Source organism: Vibrio sp. CB1-5, assembly GCF_059412285.1.
In genome coordinates, this window is record NZ_JBJHPB010000001.1 from 1 (window position 1) to 14,829 (window position 14,829).

Consider the following 14,829-nt stretch of genomic DNA (forward strand, 5'->3'; position numbering starts at 1 on the left):
GGCTCCCTGTTAACAATGCCACCCTCAAACACAGTATAGGCCTGACTGAGTATCGGGCTTCGCGCTTTTTTGCACGCTTACCCACCTAAACTGCCGAAGCAGGTTCACTTGCGTTGTGTACTGTTAACTTCCTATCGCTTCCTTCAGACCCTACCGTTGGCCAGCAACGCCCTTGCGATTCGGATTATCTTCCCCTCAGTCGGGGCGATTCAGGTTTCTTTCAACCTGACGGGTTTGCCAGCTTCGCTGGGCAAACAAAAAAGGTGGCTACTGCCACCTTTTGGTACCGAATAAGTAAAGATTACTGACCCGCTTTGAGTTTTAGGAAATAATCTTCGTAAACGACTGTGCTGTCACCAACCGCATCTTGCCACTCTACACGATCTAAATCTTCTTGAGATGGGAATAGAGCAGGGCTGTCTTTAAATTTCTCGTTTGACGCTTTTACTGCTGTTAGATAACCGGTATCGCGAGAAATTTGTTCTGCGATTTCTGGGCGTAGCAAAAAGTCGATCATCTTGTGTGCTGCATCAACGTTTTTCGCACCTGAGCTGATCGCGAAGTTGTCTACCCAACCTATACCGCCTTCTTTCGGGAATACAAGTTTAATTGGTAGACCTTCATTTTGAGCCGCCGCCGCTGAGCCATTCCAAAGCATACCTAAGCCAACTTCACCTGACATGTAAGGTGCACCTGGGTTGTCTGAGTTAAACACCACTACGTTTGGCATTAGCTTTTGCAGTTCTGCGTAAGCTTCGTCAATTTGCGCTTTGTCAGTCGTGTTACCTGAGTAGCCCAATTTACGTAGCGCGATGTGAAACACTTCACGCGTGTCATCCATCATCATTAGCTGGCCTTCAAGCTCTGGCTTCCACAAATCAGCCCAGCTAGTAAACTCTTCAGGATCATACATATCTGTGTTGACAGCCAGACCTGTGATCGCGACAACGTGTGGGATAGAGTAGTCGTTGTTTGGATCGTATGGTTTGTCTAGGTAGTTTGCATCTAGGTTGCTAAAGTTCGATAGCTTTGATTTATCAATCTTTTGAAGCATGCCTTCGTCACGCATTTTTGCTACGAAGTAGGTCGATGGAACGACGAGGTCATAGCCTTTATTGTGCGTTTTTAGCTTTGCATACAAGGTTTCGTTCGACTCGTATGTTGAGTAGATGACCTTGATACCAGTTTCTTTGGTAAATTGCTCTAGGATATTACTGTTGATGTAAGGCCCCCAGTTCATAAATACCAGTTCTTTATCTTCTTTTGCACTAGCTGCTCCAGAAAGAAGAGAAAGTGCACATGCACTACCAGCTAAAAAAGTAGCCCATTTTTTCATTGACGTTAGCTCCAAAACAAACGCTGCCTTAAAGGCATAGATAGAAAAAGAGCAGAATGACAACGCCATTCTGCTCCATTAGTAAAATAGCGGTTTACTTAACCTTTTCTCTTGCCAGTAATTGTGAGGTCACAACCAAGATAAGAGAGACAATTAGCATAATGGTCGCAAGGGCATTCACTTCTGGTGAAATACCGACTTTTACCATTGAGTAAATCTTAAGTGGCAGAATCTCGTACGTTGGTCCTGTCACAAACGAACTCACAATCACATCATCCAGCGATAGGGTGAAGGACAATAACCAACCTGCCGCAACTGCCGGTTTAGCCAGTGGTAAGATAATTTGCTTAAGAATTGTCCATTCACCCGCTCCAAGATCCTTGGCCGCTTCAAGCATTTTTACATCGAAGCCTTTTAAGCGGCTGTACACAGTTACAACCACGAACGGTAAACAGAATGTAATATGTGCAATCAACAAGCTGAAGAAGCCAAGTTGAGCGCCAAGCACCAAGAAAATCGCTAATAACGAAATGGCCATAACAATATCTGGTGACATCATTACAATAAAGAGTAGGCCACTCACTGCGCCTTTACCTTTAAATTGGTAACGGAACAGTGCAACCGCAGTTAAGCTACCAATAATGGTTGCAGCGGTTGCCGAAAAAACAGCGACATTGAGCGAGTGCCAAGCCGCTTGCATTAAGCTGTCGTTGTTAACCAAGGCGTCATACCACTTGGTTGTAAAGCCACCCCATTTCATGCCAAATTTGTTGGCATTGAATGAGTTAGCGATCAAAACAATGATCGGTAGATACAAAAACGCGTACACTACCGTCATAAAACTAAATCTTACAGCGCGTCCCATTATTCGAGCTCCACTTTACGGTTTAAGAGCTTGCCCGCACGGTAGTAGGCATACAACATCACTGCCATCGCGGCGGTGAGAGCGATACTCGTCGCTGCGCCAAATGGCCAATCACGAGCATTCAATATTTGACTCTTAATCACGTTACCAATTAGAAGGTTCTTCGCGCCACCGAGTAGATCGGCGATGTAGAACATACCTAGTGCAGGTAGTAGTACGAGCAGACACCCGCCAATAATACCTGGCATGGTCAATGGCAAGATGACTTTCGTTAGCGTTTGCCATTTGTTAGCACCGAGATCACGCGCAGCCTCAATATAGGTACCGTCCAGCTTCTCAATCGCTGAGTAAAGCGGGAGAATCATGAAGGGTAACAGGATGTAGACCAAACCGATCATTACTGCTGTTTCGGTGTACATAATGCGCAATGGCTTATCGATAATGTCTAAAGCGATTAAACTCTTATTTAAGATACCTTGGGTACCTAGGACAATCTTCAGACCGTAGGTACGAATTAGTGAGTTAGTCCAAAATGGCACTATCACCAAAAACAGCATAAACGGACGCCATTTTTCTGGCATCTTCGCGACGATATACGCAAATGGATAACCAACCACCAAACAGATAAAGGTTGCCACGATCGCCATGTAGAACGAGTGGAATAAGACCTTAGCGTATAGCGGGTCGAGTAATCGAGCGTAGTTCTCGAGTGTGAACGTCATTTCAATCAGGTTGGCTTCGTCTCGAGTTAGGAAGCTTGTACCAATGATCATCACATTTGGGATCAGTACGAATAGTACTAACCAGCTGACAATCAGAGTGATAATGGCGTTCTGTAGATTAAAATTCTTGCTCATCTTTTAGCACCACTTCCCAGCTTTCAACCCAAGTAACGGCAACCTTTTGACCTAGCGAGTGGTCGACATCTGGATCGTCTTCGTTAAAGAATTCGCTCACCATTACACGCATACCAGACTCAAGTTCTACGACAGAATCGAGCGTCATGCCTTTGTAGGTGCGTTCTGCTACGTGACCAACGATACCTTTGTTTTCAGACTCTTTGATCTCTTCGATGCGTAGATCTTCTGGGCGAAGCAATACTTGAAGCTTTTCACCAGATTCAAACGCTTTGTCATAATAAACGATGCTCTTCTGACCTTCGATTTCTGCATTGATACGTTTGTCGTCAATGCGGTCAATTGCCGTTGCGTTAAACACGTTAATCTCACCAATGAAGCGAGCGACGAACAGATTTTTCGGCTCTTCGTAGATTTCACGAGGAGAACCGTCTTGCTCGATCACCCCATCACGCATCACGATGATACGATCTGACATCGACAGTGCTTCTTCTTGGTCGTGGGTAACGAAAATAAAGGTAATACCCAGTTGGCGCTGAAGCTGCTTAAGCTCAATCTGCATTTGCTTACGCAGTTTGTAGTCAAGTGCAGATAGGGATTCGTCCAGAAGTAGAACCTTTGGCTTGTTCACTACAGCGCGAGCAATCGCAATACGTTGCTGCTGACCACCAGAAAGTTGGTGAGGTTTACGCTGAGCCATTTTCTCTAGGCGTACCATTTTCAACGCTTCTAGAACGCGAGGCTCTATTTCAGCGTTTGGCACTTTTTGCATGCGCAAACCAAATGCCACGTTTTCGAAAACGGTCATATGAGGGAAGAGGGCATAGCTCTGGAAAACAGTATTGACGTGTCTCTGTTCAGCAGGGACTTCCGTTACATCTTGGCCAGCGAGATTGAGTCTACCACTGTCGACGGTTTCAAAACCGGCGATCATTCTTAGTACTGTGGTCTTACCGCAACCCGAAGGACCCAAAATAGTGAGAAACTCACCATGATTAACGTTTAAGTTAAGATTTGCGATGATTTCCTTACCATCGAAACTTTTACTCACACCAGCAAGCTGTACGACTGGTGTTCCTTCTGAATGTTTAGCGTTCAACGTCTGTTTATCTCCACCTCGGCCGGAATTTGAGCGGCCAGTTGCTATACACATTTAAGGCGCGCATCATAATCACCAATTAGGTGAAATCAAAGCATTTTCTTATCCCGAAACGAAAAAATTTTGCAGGTAAAAGTAAACATTATTTACCATACTAGGTTTAGAGCGCGTCGAGTTGAATATTTTGCCTTATCAATTGGTTAATTATCACCCAAAAAGACCGAAAAGCAAGGTGATAACAGTGATAAAACAATCTCGTTACCGCTATAATGTCGCAGCCTTTTCAACGAAGAAATGTACTCGTATAGAGTGTCACTTGGAAAACATATGAAAAACGATTTTGAAAGAGACTTCAATTTAGGTGGCTCAATTGAGCGCGCTATCTCAGGAAAATATGACCTCAAGGCTGGGGCTGTGTTCCAAGAAGCGTGGCAGCAAACCATAAAGCATTTTTTGTCTTTCTCTCCAGCAATTATTGCCCTCATTTTTGTGCAAGTGGGTATTTTTTATATCGCACTGCAATTACAACTCGGCGATCCATCCGTTATCTTGCAAGCGTTCCAAGATCCAAGCTTGCTAGATCAGAGCATTTTTCAGGCTATTTTTGTTGCTAACTTTAGTTATGAAGTCGTGAGTGCACCTGTATTCGCGGGCATCTCGCTTATGGCGATGAGCCACGCCGCAGGCCTAACAACGAAAACCAGACACATCGGCAAAGGTCTACAGTTTACCGTTCCGGTTATTATCGCTACGCTATTTAGCTTGATGTTGCAAGGCGTGGTGAGCATGATTTTGCCATTCCTTTCGATGTATCTATCCCTTGCATTTAGCCAATCTATATTGCTTATCTGTGAGAAAAAAGTTCCGCCACTGCAGTCTCTGCTGCTATCACTGCGAGCGGTAAACAAGAAGATTTTCGTACTGGCAGGTATCTACACCTTAGTGATGTTAATGTTCGTGGTCGGTGCGATGTTCTACGGTATTGGTCTTATCTTTGTATTACCGTTTTTCTTCCATGTAAAAGGCATTGTTTATCGCGAAATGTTTGGTATCACCCTAAAGATTGTTGCCACTGAAGATAATGGCTCAAACGATTCTGGTAACGACAGCAACGACGATAACAACGACAGTACACCACCTAGAAACGACGATAAGCCTAATAAGAACCCTGAGGTATTTGATGCGTAGTTCGCATAAATTTCTTTCTATTGCTGCGCTCCTGACAGGGAGCGCTTTTTTGTTCCTTTCTGAAAAATCTGCGGATGACAATGAAGGTGAAGCTATCATCTTGCCAGCCATCGCGGAAGAGAAGCCAGATATCGCGAGCATTACGGACACTAATCAGAAAAAGCAGACGTTTTTTGACTACTTGAGACCAGGTGTCGCCATTGAAAACGCGCGAATTGAGAAAGAGCGCAGACGATTACTTGGCATCAAGCAAGCACTGGATGAGCAGTCTCTGACGAGTGAACAACAGGCTACAGCAAAGCGTCTTGGCAAACTTTATTCATTGGAGCCCTCCGAGGTGAACTATGAATGGGTCAATGCAATGCTTGAAAGGGTAGATGTTTTGCCTGAAGCATTGGTGCTAACGCAAGCAGCCAACGAATCGGCATGGGGAACATCACGTTTTGCCAACGAAGCAAATAACTATTTTGGTCAATGGTGTTATACGAAGGGATGCGGCCTTGTACCGTTGAAGCGAAGCGAAGGAATGTCGCATGAAGTCGCTAAGTTTAGCTCTCCTCAGCAATCTATCCACGGTTACTTTATGAATGTGAATCGCAACAGAGCATATCAAGAATTGCGTGATATTCGTGCTGGTATTCGAGATCGAGGTGAAGATTTGCTGTCAGAGATGACGGCACTGGAGCTCACTAATGGATTACTGCGTTATTCGGAGCGGGGTGAGGCATACGTCAAAGACCTGCAAGCCATGATTCGACATAATGACAAGTTCTGGACAACACAATAATAATCAAAGAATTAAACATGAAAGTAGTAAAGTTAGCCCTTTTAGGTTTTGCCGCAGCCACATTTGCGGTTCCCACTCTTGCCCAAGAGTACATGTTCACCTATTCAAAACTGTTTTCACAAATGAAGAACAATGCGAAAGAAGGCCATGAAGATGTAAAGGTGGGTTTCTTCTTTGTCGATGCCGACTCGAAAACCTTGTGTCGTATCGAAAAAGCTTGGATGGAAAAAGAAGAACACTATGAAGAGTTACCAGCGAGCCCAATCAATGAGCTTGTGGTGCCGCTAGATAACAACCTCAAGTCAGCGAATCCGTTGGTGTTTGTACATACTCCACAAGATCAGCGCTGCGACTTCTCTATGGTGGTGATGACGACCGAACCTATGTCTGGCAAGGTGACTTATGCAGACGTCGAAAAACTGCTGCCGCAAATGCAGGTGATGCTAGAAGACTTAGGTGGCATGTTTGCCAGCTGGTTCACTCCGGATGTTGAAGGCATTACTCTAGAATTCGCGCCTGACATGGAAGGCGTAATATCTTTTTCCAATGGCGACTCCATCGCATTAGAAAACGGCAAAGCGCAAGTACGTCTTAGTGACATCGGCGCAGGTGGTTACATGACTCTTCCAGGAGAGACGATTCGTATCCTGCCTTATCTTCCTGGCGCTCAGTAAGCTGACCCATCTTTCTAGAATTGTTTGACTCCTAAACCAAAGGGGGTCAAACAACCATTTAATCTTTATCAAAAAGCTCGTATAATCCACGCCCCAGATTATTCCCAGTAGGAAATCCTATCGTCGACATTGTCGGCAATGTGAGAGCACGTGATGAATCAGACAGATACAAGAAAAGAAACTCTAGAGTTCAACAAACTTCAAAAGCGTCTTAGAAGAAATGTTGGCAACGCAATTATCGACTACAACATGATAGAAGAAAATGATGTGGTGATGGCGTGTATCAGTGGTGGTAAAGACTCATTCGCGATGCTGGATATCCTATTGAATCTTCAAAAAGCAGCACCAATCAAGTTTGATGTGGTTGCGGTTAACCTTGATCAGAAACAGCCAGGTTTCCCAGAGCACATCCTGCCAGACTATTTTGAAACGCTGAACATTCCTTATTACATCGTTGATAAAGATACCTATTCAGTGGTTAAAGAGAAGATCCCTGAAGGCAAAACGACATGCGGCCTATGTTCGCGTCTTCGTCGTGGCACGCTTTACTCATTTGCTGAGAAAATTGGAGCGACTAAAATTGCACTTGGTCACCACCTTGATGATATTGTGGAAACCATGTTCTTGAACATGTTCCACGGCTCTCGACTAAAAGCGATGCCACCTAAGCTTCGTTCTGATGATGGCCGTAATGTGGTGATTCGACCGCTAACGTACTGCCGTGAAAAAGATCTGATCAAATACGCAGAACATAAAGAGTTCCCAATCATTCCATGTAACCTGTGTGGTTCTCAAGAGAACCTTCAACGTCAGTCGATTAAGGCGATGTTGATTGATTGGGATAAGAAGACTCCGGGTCGCGTTGAAGCTATTTTCAAATCGATTCAAAACGTTAGTCCTAGTCAGCTAGCTGACCGTGAACTATTTGACTTTGTTAACTTGCCACTCGATCGTGAAGGTAATAGAGAAGAATACGAGTTCAGTGAAGCAACTGTGTCATCGACCAACATTGATGAATCGATGTTTATTGATGTGACTAACGTTTAATAGTGACACTTTTTAGAAGAGCGCCCCTCGATGAGGGGCGTTTTTTTATCGAATTGTATGATGTCGTTATTAAGACTGACTTGGGTCTAATGGGCTAATATAGCCATCTGGTTTAAGCGCCATGACATCACAATTGATCTTATCAATCACATGCTCTGCCGTATTACCAATAAACACTGCGGATAAACCAGTACGACCGGTAGTACCAAGAATCACCATACCAGCATCTAGTTGACGAGCTACATCGGGAATGATGTCCTCTGGCAATCCTTGCTCTACGATCGTTTGCTCTTCAGCATAACCATGTTTTTGACGTAGGGCTTTCATAGCTGTTAAATGGTGACCACGAACAGCGTCAGTGTAGGTTGCAGGATCGAACTCTGGGAGTTCAATAGTGATATTTGCAGGTGTAACGGGGTAGGCGTTAACAAGATAACCCGTTGCGTCTAGACGTTCAGTTAAGCTATCAAGCTGCTTCACCATACAATCATTCAAATCAATGTGAGTCGGGTTTTCTGACCCAACGTGAACCGATGCAATAATGTTGGCTTTCTCTGGCCAATCGGCATTCTTAACTAATAAAACAGGGACTGGACACTTACGCAATAGATGCCAATCTGTAGGTGTAAATATTACCGACTCAAGAATATCGTGTTTACGAGTCGCCTTAATAACAATGTCCTGCTTACCTTCAAAAACTTCCTCAACGATCGCTACATACGGTCGGTTATGCCAAACAACAGTGACGTCAAAATCAAAGCTGTCATCGAGATAAGGTTTGGCGACACTTCTCATCCATTCTTCACGCTGGTGTATTACACCGCGCCTCATGGCGTCACGCTCTTCATGTGACAACATAGAAGTCATGTCGTATGAGAAATCGTAGATAGATAAGAAGAAACGGATGTGGCTCCTGGATTTGCTCTTCTTAGCAAGTTGAACCGCACGAGCAAGGGCAGGCTGCTCATCGCTGTTGAGATTCGCTACGACGAGGATTTTACTGTAGATGCTCATAGATACTCCCTACCTAATTGGGTCATTACCTATAAACACTTTAGCGCAAATCTATGAATTTTTTTAGAAAAATTAGATTTTAAGGGGGAGAAAATTTGAAGTGGCTCATTGTAGAGCCACTTTAGAAAGGTTGCCAAAATTTAGGAGTTTGACGAACTTATTCTTTTGATACGCCAGCCATTTCCATCAGTGCATCGTGGTCGATAATAGTGATGTATTTGCCTTTTACACTCAGTACTTCTGCTTTTTGGAAGCGCCCGAGTAGGCGACTGATGGTCTCAACCGTTAGACCCAAATAGTTACCGATGTCACCGCGAGTCATAGTCAGGCGGAATTCTCTTGGGCTGAAGCCACGCTGAGAGAAGCGCGTTGATAAGTTGTATAGGAAAGCCGCTAGACGCTCTTCAGCGTTCTTCTTAGACAGCAGCAGGATCATCTCTTGGTCGCCTTTGATTTCATTCGACATCAAACGCATGATTTGTTGGCGAAGTTTAGGCATTTTACCTGAGAGGTCATCGAGAATTTCGTAAGGAATTTCACACACCATTGAAGTTTCAAGAGCTTGTGCAAAGCTTGGGTGTTCATCACCAGTGATAGCATCAAAGCCCACTAGGTCACCAGCTAGGTGGAAGGCCGTGATCTGCTCGTCGCCTTGCTCTGTAATGGTGTAACTTTTAATGGTCCCTGAGCGAATAGCGTAAAGTGACTTCAACTCGTCACCAGCTTTGAATAGCTCTTGGCCTTTTTGAATCGGCTTTTTACGCTCAATGATTTGGTCGAGTTGATCAAGCTCAGATTCGTTGAGAGTAAAGGGGATGCAGAGCTGACTAATGCTGCAATCTTGGCAATGAATCGCACAGCCGCCAGACTGAACACGTTTTGCTACAGGCTTTTCAGAAATCATAACAACCTTTCACTATTTGATGTACATCAAGATTTTATCATTCATTACCCCCAAAGGGTAGCTAAAAAATCAATGATAAAACAATCATCTATTAGTTTGCGCTAAAAATCATCACTGACTCGTAACCTGTGTATAGTCCATAAACAAGTATCGAAACTGCAGCGATGTTGCGGAAAATGAGTGAATTTTGCAGGGATTTTAATTTTGTAGCACTTGAGCCTACAAGTAGCATAGCGGGTAGGGTACCAAGACCAAAGGCCAACATGGTGGCTGCGCCGCCGAGTGCACTTCCTGAAACAGCTGCCCAAGTCAATACCGAATACACTAGACCACATGGCAACCAGCCCCATAGAAAACCAAACGGAATAGCTTGGGAGTTGTGTTTCAATGGAAGCAGTCTGTTCGCTAGAGGTGAAATACGCTTCCATAACGACTGACCCAGAACTTCAACCTTAAGCAAACCGTTCCACCATCGACCCACATAAAATGCGAGTAACACCATAAACAGAGCAGCGATGATACGAACAAACGCAAGTGATTGATTAAACTGAGAAAGCGATGCAATCCCTGCAATCGTTCCACCCACAACACTACCTATCAACGTGTAACTTAGCAAACGGCCAAGGTTGTAATTGATGATAAGTGCGGTGGGGGTTTTATTCGATTGTCCAATGGAAAGAAGGGAAGCTATGCCACCGCACATTCCCATGCAGTGGCCGGCACCAAGAAGGCCGATGGTAAATGCACCAATGAGGTCAAGATTCACCCTTACTTCCTTTTGTCGTCTTCTCTTTGTTACTTGGTGTATGGGAAGCTTCAGTCTCTTCATCAAATAAGATGTTGTGACCCTGGCGTTCTAAATCTTCAAATTGTTCACTTTTTACCGCCCACAAGAAGATCGCAACCGCCACACACACAAGCACAATCGCAATAGGTATTAGGATATAAATACTTTCCACGTTACTTACCTTCTTCTTTTAGCAAGCGTAGCGAGTTTGACACCACGATAATTGAACTACCAGACATACCGACTACTGCAATGTAGGGTGCAACAAGACCGGCAACCGCGAGCGGTAGAATCAGAAGATTATACCCCAAAGACCAGGCTAGGTTCTCTCGAATAATCTTACGAGTTCTCAAGGCCAATTCACGTGCCGTTAAAATCTTGTCGAGTCGATCTCCAAGTAGCACTAAGTCTGCAGATGCTTTTGCGACGTCGGTGCCACCACCCATGGCAATAGAAAGGTGAGCACCAGCCAAAGTTGGGGCATCATTAATACCGTCACCAATCATCATTGTTACGTCTGAGCTATCTAAAGATTTCAAATAATCGAGTTTGTCACTTGGAGAGGCGCTAGCTACCACGTTATCAATGCCAACACTATCGGCCACAGGCTTAGCATTTGCTAGAGTGTCACCAGTTAATAGGCTTGTTTTAACGCCAGCTGCACGCATCTTTTTGATAAAGTCGGCTGCTTCTTTGCGAATAGGATCGCGATACTCGAAGGTTGCAACGTGTGTGTCATTTATTGACATATAAACACTGTTACGAGCGACATCTTCTCTACCTAAAACAAAAAGCGCACTACCTATTTTAACAGAGGCAGAGTCCAGCTTTCCTATTAGACCTGAGCCGATAACATTCTCAACATCACTGACTTGCACATTTCGATCTAGATAAGGTTTGAATGCTCGGGCAATAGGATGGTTTGCATGACTCTCGATGGAAGCGGCAATTTTCAATAGCTGATTTTCTTCAAATTTACCGAGAACGGTCGTGTTTGCAATCTCAATATCACCATGCGTTAATGTGCCGGTTTTATCGACCACCAAGTGGTTCACTTTGCAAAGTGTTTCGAAGACATGACCACGTCGCGACAAAATCCCTAAGGTGCCCATTCTCGAACTCGAGCACGTAATAGCAGTTGGGGTAGCAAGAGACAAGGCACAAGGGCATGTCGCTACCAGCACAGATAGCATTATCCAGAATGCATCATCTGGTTTGCTTTGGTGCCAGAAGAACCAAGTACCAGCAGCAATGATTAAGATAATTGCAACGAAGTAGCGAGCAACAATGTCCGCGATCTCGGCGATTTTAGGTTTACTAAGCTGAGCTTCATCTTGCAGGCGAACGATACTTGAGATCATCGAATCCGCTTTGGTAGAACTTACCTCTAACTCAAATGCTTCGTCTCCATTGAGCGTACCCGCATAAACAAAGTCATCTTTGTTTTTTACGACAGGAAGCGATTCACCCGTAAGCATAGATTCATCAATGTGAATACGACCATTGAGCACAACGCCATCTGCTGGAATATGTTCACCTGGTAGCACTTTAATCTGATCACCGATCTGTAACGATTTTACCGGGACTTGATCGCCATTTAGCTTATTGGCAATAGCAGGGATAAGCTTTAATAAATTCCCACTTGCCGCCGCAGCTTTACGGCGAGCACGCATTTCCAAATAACGTCCGACTAATAAGAAAAAAGTGAACATGGAAATCGATTCAAAGAACACTTCACCTTTTTCTGCCACCGTCGCGACTAGGCTCGCTACGTAGGCGAGGATCAACGCAATGGAGACGGGGACATCCATCCCAAGAGTACGGCCTTTAATACTACGCCAAGCGTTGATGTAGAAGGGCAGAGCTGAATACAAAAGAACCGGTGTAGCAAAAATCAAACTTACCCAACGGAAGTAGTTTTTGAACTCAGGTTCTAAATCACCGAATACCTCAAGGTACAACGCCACGGCAAGCATCATGACCTGCATAGTTGCAAGACCGGCAATCCCTAGTCGATATAGATACTGCTTCATGGTTGCATGGTAGGCAGCTTCTTGCTTATCTGCCTCGAACGGTGCGGCTTTGTAGCCAAGGGCATGTATGGAAGAGAGAAGTTGGCTAAGTTGGGTCTTGGTTTTATCCCACTTAAGCAAGGCCCGATTCGTTGTCGTGTTTACTCGTATTGAAACGACTCCAGGTTCTACGGTCATTCGTTTTTCAATCAACCACGCACAGGCTGCACAAGAAACACCATCAAGTGACAGTGTCACTTCTTTTGTGTCCTCGTGGTTTCTCACAAACTCGGCTTGTACGTCCTCATTATCGTAATGAATTAATGACCGCAATTGCTCTGGAACGAGATCCGCCTTCTCGGCAGGTGCAGTTCGGTATTGATAGTAGGACACTAGACCACTATCAACGATGGTTTGAGCCACACTTTCGCAGCCGGGACAACACATCTCCCGGTCTGTACCTAAAATTTCTACGTTGAAGTTCGTGTTGGCTGGTACATCTTCACCGCAGTGATAACACGTCTTACTCATAATTTAATCTAACAACACTACATCAGTTTCAGTTGGGAATGTTACTCGGCCTTGAACCATCCAAGCTTGGTCGTGTGGCTGTAGCTCTACGAACCAAGGACCTTGAACATCGTGATCAAGTGTTAGTCGGTAGGTGCCTTTAGCGTCTGCAGTAAGAAGCCTTTCAAAATCACGGTCCGGTAGTGTACGGTGGGTAAACGTAGCGGTAAGAGCAGGGTAGTGAGGCAGTTGTCCTTTTTGGAACTTAATCAAAATAGTATCGCCCACTGACGATACCGCTGCATTGAGCTCTAGTTCTCTAGCAACGTTTATCTTGGTTAAATCCACATTAATCCCTTTTCCTTTTTTATAGTAATCCTCGGCAACTAAGCTGACTTGGTTGTCCATTAACAGCGAGATTCGATAACCAGTTCCGATCACAACAGACAGAGGCAACGCGATCAGGAACCACGGCCAAAATTGTTTATACCAAGGCTTTACCATAAAAAAGTTCTCAACAGCTGAATAAGAAAGAAATTATAATTTATCTAGAAAAGACAGCCCCTTACAAGGGGCTGTTATTGAAATGTTACTTATTTGTCGGAATTACTTAGGCTCCAAACGTACGCTGATACCAGCTGTACTTTTTCTTCACCTAGGATGTCTTTCCATGCTGGCATCACACCCGAACGACCATTCATAACGGTTTCCGTTACAGCCGCGCGCGAGTCACCAAATAACCATACTTGGTCGGTAAGATCTGGTGCACCAACAGCAGGGTTACCCTTACCATCTGTACCGTGACACGCTGCACACACGACGAAACGTGCTTTACCCGCTTCCGCTTCGCGAGCGTTCACTTTACGACCAGAAAGGCTTAGCGTGTAGCTAACGACTTCACGTACGCCGTCTTCGCCCAACGCTTCTTTCCAAGCTGGCATCTGACCAATACGACCTTGCATAACAGTAGTAACGATAGCTTCAGGTTCACCGCCGTATAGCCATGCATTATCTGTTAGGTTAGGGAAGCCAGTTTGACCGCGAGCATCCGAACCGTGACATTGTGAACAGTTTTGTAGGAACAAACGTTGACCTACTTTAAGTGCTTCACTGTCGGTAGCAATTTCAGGGATAGGGCGCAGTGCACCATCCGATGTTTTTGCTAGGCGGTTAAATGCTTCACCGAAGTAGGCATCTGCATCATCAAGCTCTTTTGCGTATTGAACAAGAGTTTTATTCTCTTGTGCAGCGGCAATAGAAGCTTTTGACTCTTCAAGTGAGCGTACGGTTTGATCCGAACTTTGCCAGCCAAGAAGACCCTTGTAGTTACCCAAACCTGGGTACATAGCAAGGTAAATAGCGGCAAAGATGAACGTACCGACAAACAAATAAGTCCACCACTTAGGTAGTGGGTTGTTCAGCTCACGAATACCATCGTATTCGTGCCCCATATCTTCGCCTTCTTCGACACCCATTTTGTCGCGAACACACCAATATAGGATAGCTGCACAACCAACCAGCGTACCGACTGTGATGACAATAATCCATAGACTCCAGAATGTAGTCATTACTTAGTCACTCCTTTTTCTTCGGAGGCAGCTTTTTGTTCGTCCGCAAACACTAGGTTTGCGTCTTCTTCAAAGCGTGCTTTGCGGCTTTTACCAAAGGCCCACCACACAACACCAATGAAGCTTGCGAACAACACTATGGTCCAAATACTGTGAATAGTACCGATATCCATAAGCCCCT

Annotated in this window: 16 protein-coding genes; 4 read left to right on the forward strand and 12 right to left on the reverse strand. The window is 44.7% G+C overall.

Annotation, left to right across the window (positions count from 1 at the left end; translation table 11 throughout):
* Window positions 1–301: 301 nt before the first annotated feature.
* The 4 genes from ACJB0T_RS00005 to potA form a co-directional block, all read right to left on the reverse strand.
* Window positions 302–1,336, reverse strand: a complete 1,035-nt coding sequence (locus ACJB0T_RS00005; RefSeq protein WP_479292254.1) for an extracellular solute-binding protein — start codon at window positions 1,334–1,336, stop codon at window positions 302–304.
* A gap of 94 nt (window positions 1,337–1,430) precedes the next feature.
* Window positions 1,431–2,201, reverse strand: coding sequence for a spermidine/putrescine ABC transporter permease PotC (gene potC, locus ACJB0T_RS00010; RefSeq protein ID WP_112460191.1), 771 nt, complete (start codon window positions 2,199–2,201; stop codon window positions 1,431–1,433).
* Complete coding sequence (potB, locus tag ACJB0T_RS00015) at window positions 2,201–3,058, reverse strand: spermidine/putrescine ABC transporter permease PotB (protein ID WP_479290186.1); 858 nt, start codon at window positions 3,056–3,058, stop codon at window positions 2,201–2,203. The genes potC and potB overlap by 1 nt, the downstream gene beginning before the upstream one ends.
* A complete protein-coding gene (potA, locus tag ACJB0T_RS00020; RefSeq protein ID WP_479290185.1) occupies window positions 3,042–4,211 on the reverse strand; it encodes a spermidine/putrescine ABC transporter ATP-binding protein PotA in 1,170 nt (389 codons plus the stop codon). The genes potB and potA overlap by 17 nt, the downstream gene beginning before the upstream one ends.
* A 273-nt stretch (window positions 4,212–4,484) precedes the next feature.
* Here potA and ACJB0T_RS00025 point away from each other — a divergent pair, with 273 nt between their 5' ends.
* The 4 genes from ACJB0T_RS00025 (at window position 4,485) to ttcA (ending at window position 7,853) form a co-directional block, all read left to right on the forward strand.
* On the forward strand, window positions 4,485–5,345 hold the full coding sequence (locus ACJB0T_RS00025) for a hypothetical protein (protein ID WP_479290183.1): 861 nt from the start codon (window positions 4,485–4,487) through the stop codon (window positions 5,343–5,345).
* On the forward strand, window positions 5,338–6,132 hold the full coding sequence (locus ACJB0T_RS00030) for a glucosaminidase domain-containing protein (protein WP_479290182.1): 795 nt from the start codon (window positions 5,338–5,340) through the stop codon (window positions 6,130–6,132). The genes ACJB0T_RS00025 and ACJB0T_RS00030 overlap by 8 nt, the downstream gene beginning before the upstream one ends.
* A gap of 17 nt (window positions 6,133–6,149) precedes the next feature.
* Window positions 6,150–6,806, forward strand: a complete 657-nt coding sequence (locus ACJB0T_RS00035) for a DUF2987 domain-containing protein (RefSeq protein ID WP_479290180.1) — start codon at window positions 6,150–6,152, stop codon at window positions 6,804–6,806.
* 153 nt (window positions 6,807–6,959) lie between these two features.
* Window positions 6,960–7,853, forward strand: coding sequence for a tRNA 2-thiocytidine(32) synthetase TtcA (gene ttcA, locus ACJB0T_RS00040; protein WP_112479370.1), 894 nt, complete (start codon window positions 6,960–6,962; stop codon window positions 7,851–7,853).
* Between the two features lie 69 nt (window positions 7,854–7,922).
* Here the strand turns inward: ttcA and uspE are convergent, their stop codons facing one another.
* The 8 genes from uspE to ACJB0T_RS00080 all read right to left on the reverse strand — a co-directional run bounded on the left by uspE (window position 7,923) and on the right by ACJB0T_RS00080 (window position 14,821).
* Entirely contained in the window at window positions 7,923–8,867 is a 945-nt protein-coding gene (gene uspE, locus ACJB0T_RS00045; protein ID WP_479290175.1) for a universal stress protein UspE, read from the reverse strand.
* A gap of 157 nt (window positions 8,868–9,024) precedes the next feature.
* Window positions 9,025–9,771: a fumarate/nitrate reduction transcriptional regulator Fnr gene (fnr, locus tag ACJB0T_RS00050; RefSeq protein ID WP_112460197.1), complete on the reverse strand. Its 747-nt coding sequence runs from the start codon at window positions 9,769–9,771 to the stop codon at window positions 9,025–9,027.
* Window positions 9,772–9,862: 91 nt separating this feature from the next.
* A complete protein-coding gene (locus ACJB0T_RS00055) occupies window positions 9,863–10,537 on the reverse strand; it encodes a sulfite exporter TauE/SafE family protein (protein ID WP_479290172.1) in 675 nt (224 codons plus the stop codon).
* Window positions 10,527–10,730: a cbb3-type cytochrome oxidase assembly protein CcoS gene (gene ccoS, locus ACJB0T_RS00060; protein WP_479290170.1), complete on the reverse strand. Its 204-nt coding sequence runs from the start codon at window positions 10,728–10,730 to the stop codon at window positions 10,527–10,529. The genes ACJB0T_RS00055 and ccoS overlap by 11 nt, the downstream gene beginning before the upstream one ends.
* 1 nt (window position 10,731) lies before the next feature.
* The gene (locus tag ACJB0T_RS00065; protein WP_479290167.1) at window positions 10,732–13,101 is read right to left on the reverse strand and encodes a heavy metal translocating P-type ATPase; all 2,370 of its coding nucleotides are present in this window, start codon (window positions 13,099–13,101) and stop codon (window positions 10,732–10,734) included.
* Between the two features lie 3 nt (window positions 13,102–13,104).
* On the reverse strand, window positions 13,105–13,584 hold the full coding sequence (locus ACJB0T_RS00070; protein WP_479290165.1) for a FixH family protein: 480 nt from the start codon (window positions 13,582–13,584) through the stop codon (window positions 13,105–13,107).
* Between the two features lie 89 nt (window positions 13,585–13,673).
* Window positions 13,674–14,648 carry a cytochrome-c oxidase, cbb3-type subunit III gene (gene ccoP, locus ACJB0T_RS00075; RefSeq protein ID WP_479290164.1) on the reverse strand — a complete coding sequence of 325 codons (975 nt, stop codon included), beginning with the start codon at window positions 14,646–14,648 and terminating at the stop codon, window positions 13,674–13,676.
* On the reverse strand, window positions 14,648–14,821 hold the full coding sequence (locus ACJB0T_RS00080; protein ID WP_479290162.1) for a cbb3-type cytochrome oxidase subunit 3: 174 nt from the start codon (window positions 14,819–14,821) through the stop codon (window positions 14,648–14,650). The genes ccoP and ACJB0T_RS00080 overlap by 1 nt, the downstream gene beginning before the upstream one ends.
* Window positions 14,822–14,829 lie beyond the last annotated feature (8 nt).

Coding starts and splice junctions, on each gene's coding strand:
- ccoP (WP_479290164.1), bottom strand. CDS start 14,648: ATGACTACATTCTGGAGTCTATGGATTATTGTCATCACAGTCGGTACG.
- ttcA (WP_112479370.1), top strand. CDS start 6,960: ATGAATCAGACAGATACAAGAAAAGAAACTCTAGAGTTCAACAAACTT.
- ACJB0T_RS00080 (WP_479290162.1), bottom strand. CDS start 14,821: ATGGATATCGGTACTATTCACAGTATTTGGACCATAGTGTTGTTCGCA.
- ACJB0T_RS00065 (WP_479290167.1), bottom strand. CDS start 13,101: ATGAGTAAGACGTGTTATCACTGCGGTGAAGATGTACCAGCCAACACG.
- ACJB0T_RS00030 (WP_479290182.1), top strand. CDS start 5,338: ATGCGTAGTTCGCATAAATTTCTTTCTATTGCTGCGCTCCTGACAGGG.
- ACJB0T_RS00025 (WP_479290183.1), top strand. CDS start 4,485: ATGAAAAACGATTTTGAAAGAGACTTCAATTTAGGTGGCTCAATTGAG.
- potA (WP_479290185.1), bottom strand. CDS start 4,211: ATGTGTATAGCAACTGGCCGCTCAAATTCCGGCCGAGGTGGAGATAAA.
- ACJB0T_RS00005 (WP_479292254.1), bottom strand. CDS start 1,336: ATGAAAAAATGGGCTACTTTTTTAGCTGGTAGTGCATGTGCACTTTCT.
- ACJB0T_RS00035 (WP_479290180.1), top strand. CDS start 6,150: ATGAAAGTAGTAAAGTTAGCCCTTTTAGGTTTTGCCGCAGCCACATTT.
- potB (WP_479290186.1), bottom strand. CDS start 3,058: ATGAGCAAGAATTTTAATCTACAGAACGCCATTATCACTCTGATTGTC.
- potC (WP_112460191.1), bottom strand. CDS start 2,201: ATGGGACGCGCTGTAAGATTTAGTTTTATGACGGTAGTGTACGCGTTT.
- uspE (WP_479290175.1), bottom strand. CDS start 8,867: ATGAGCATCTACAGTAAAATCCTCGTCGTAGCGAATCTCAACAGCGAT.
- ACJB0T_RS00070 (WP_479290165.1), bottom strand. CDS start 13,584: ATGGTAAAGCCTTGGTATAAACAATTTTGGCCGTGGTTCCTGATCGCG.
- fnr (WP_112460197.1), bottom strand. CDS start 9,771: ATGATTTCTGAAAAGCCTGTAGCAAAACGTGTTCAGTCTGGCGGCTGT.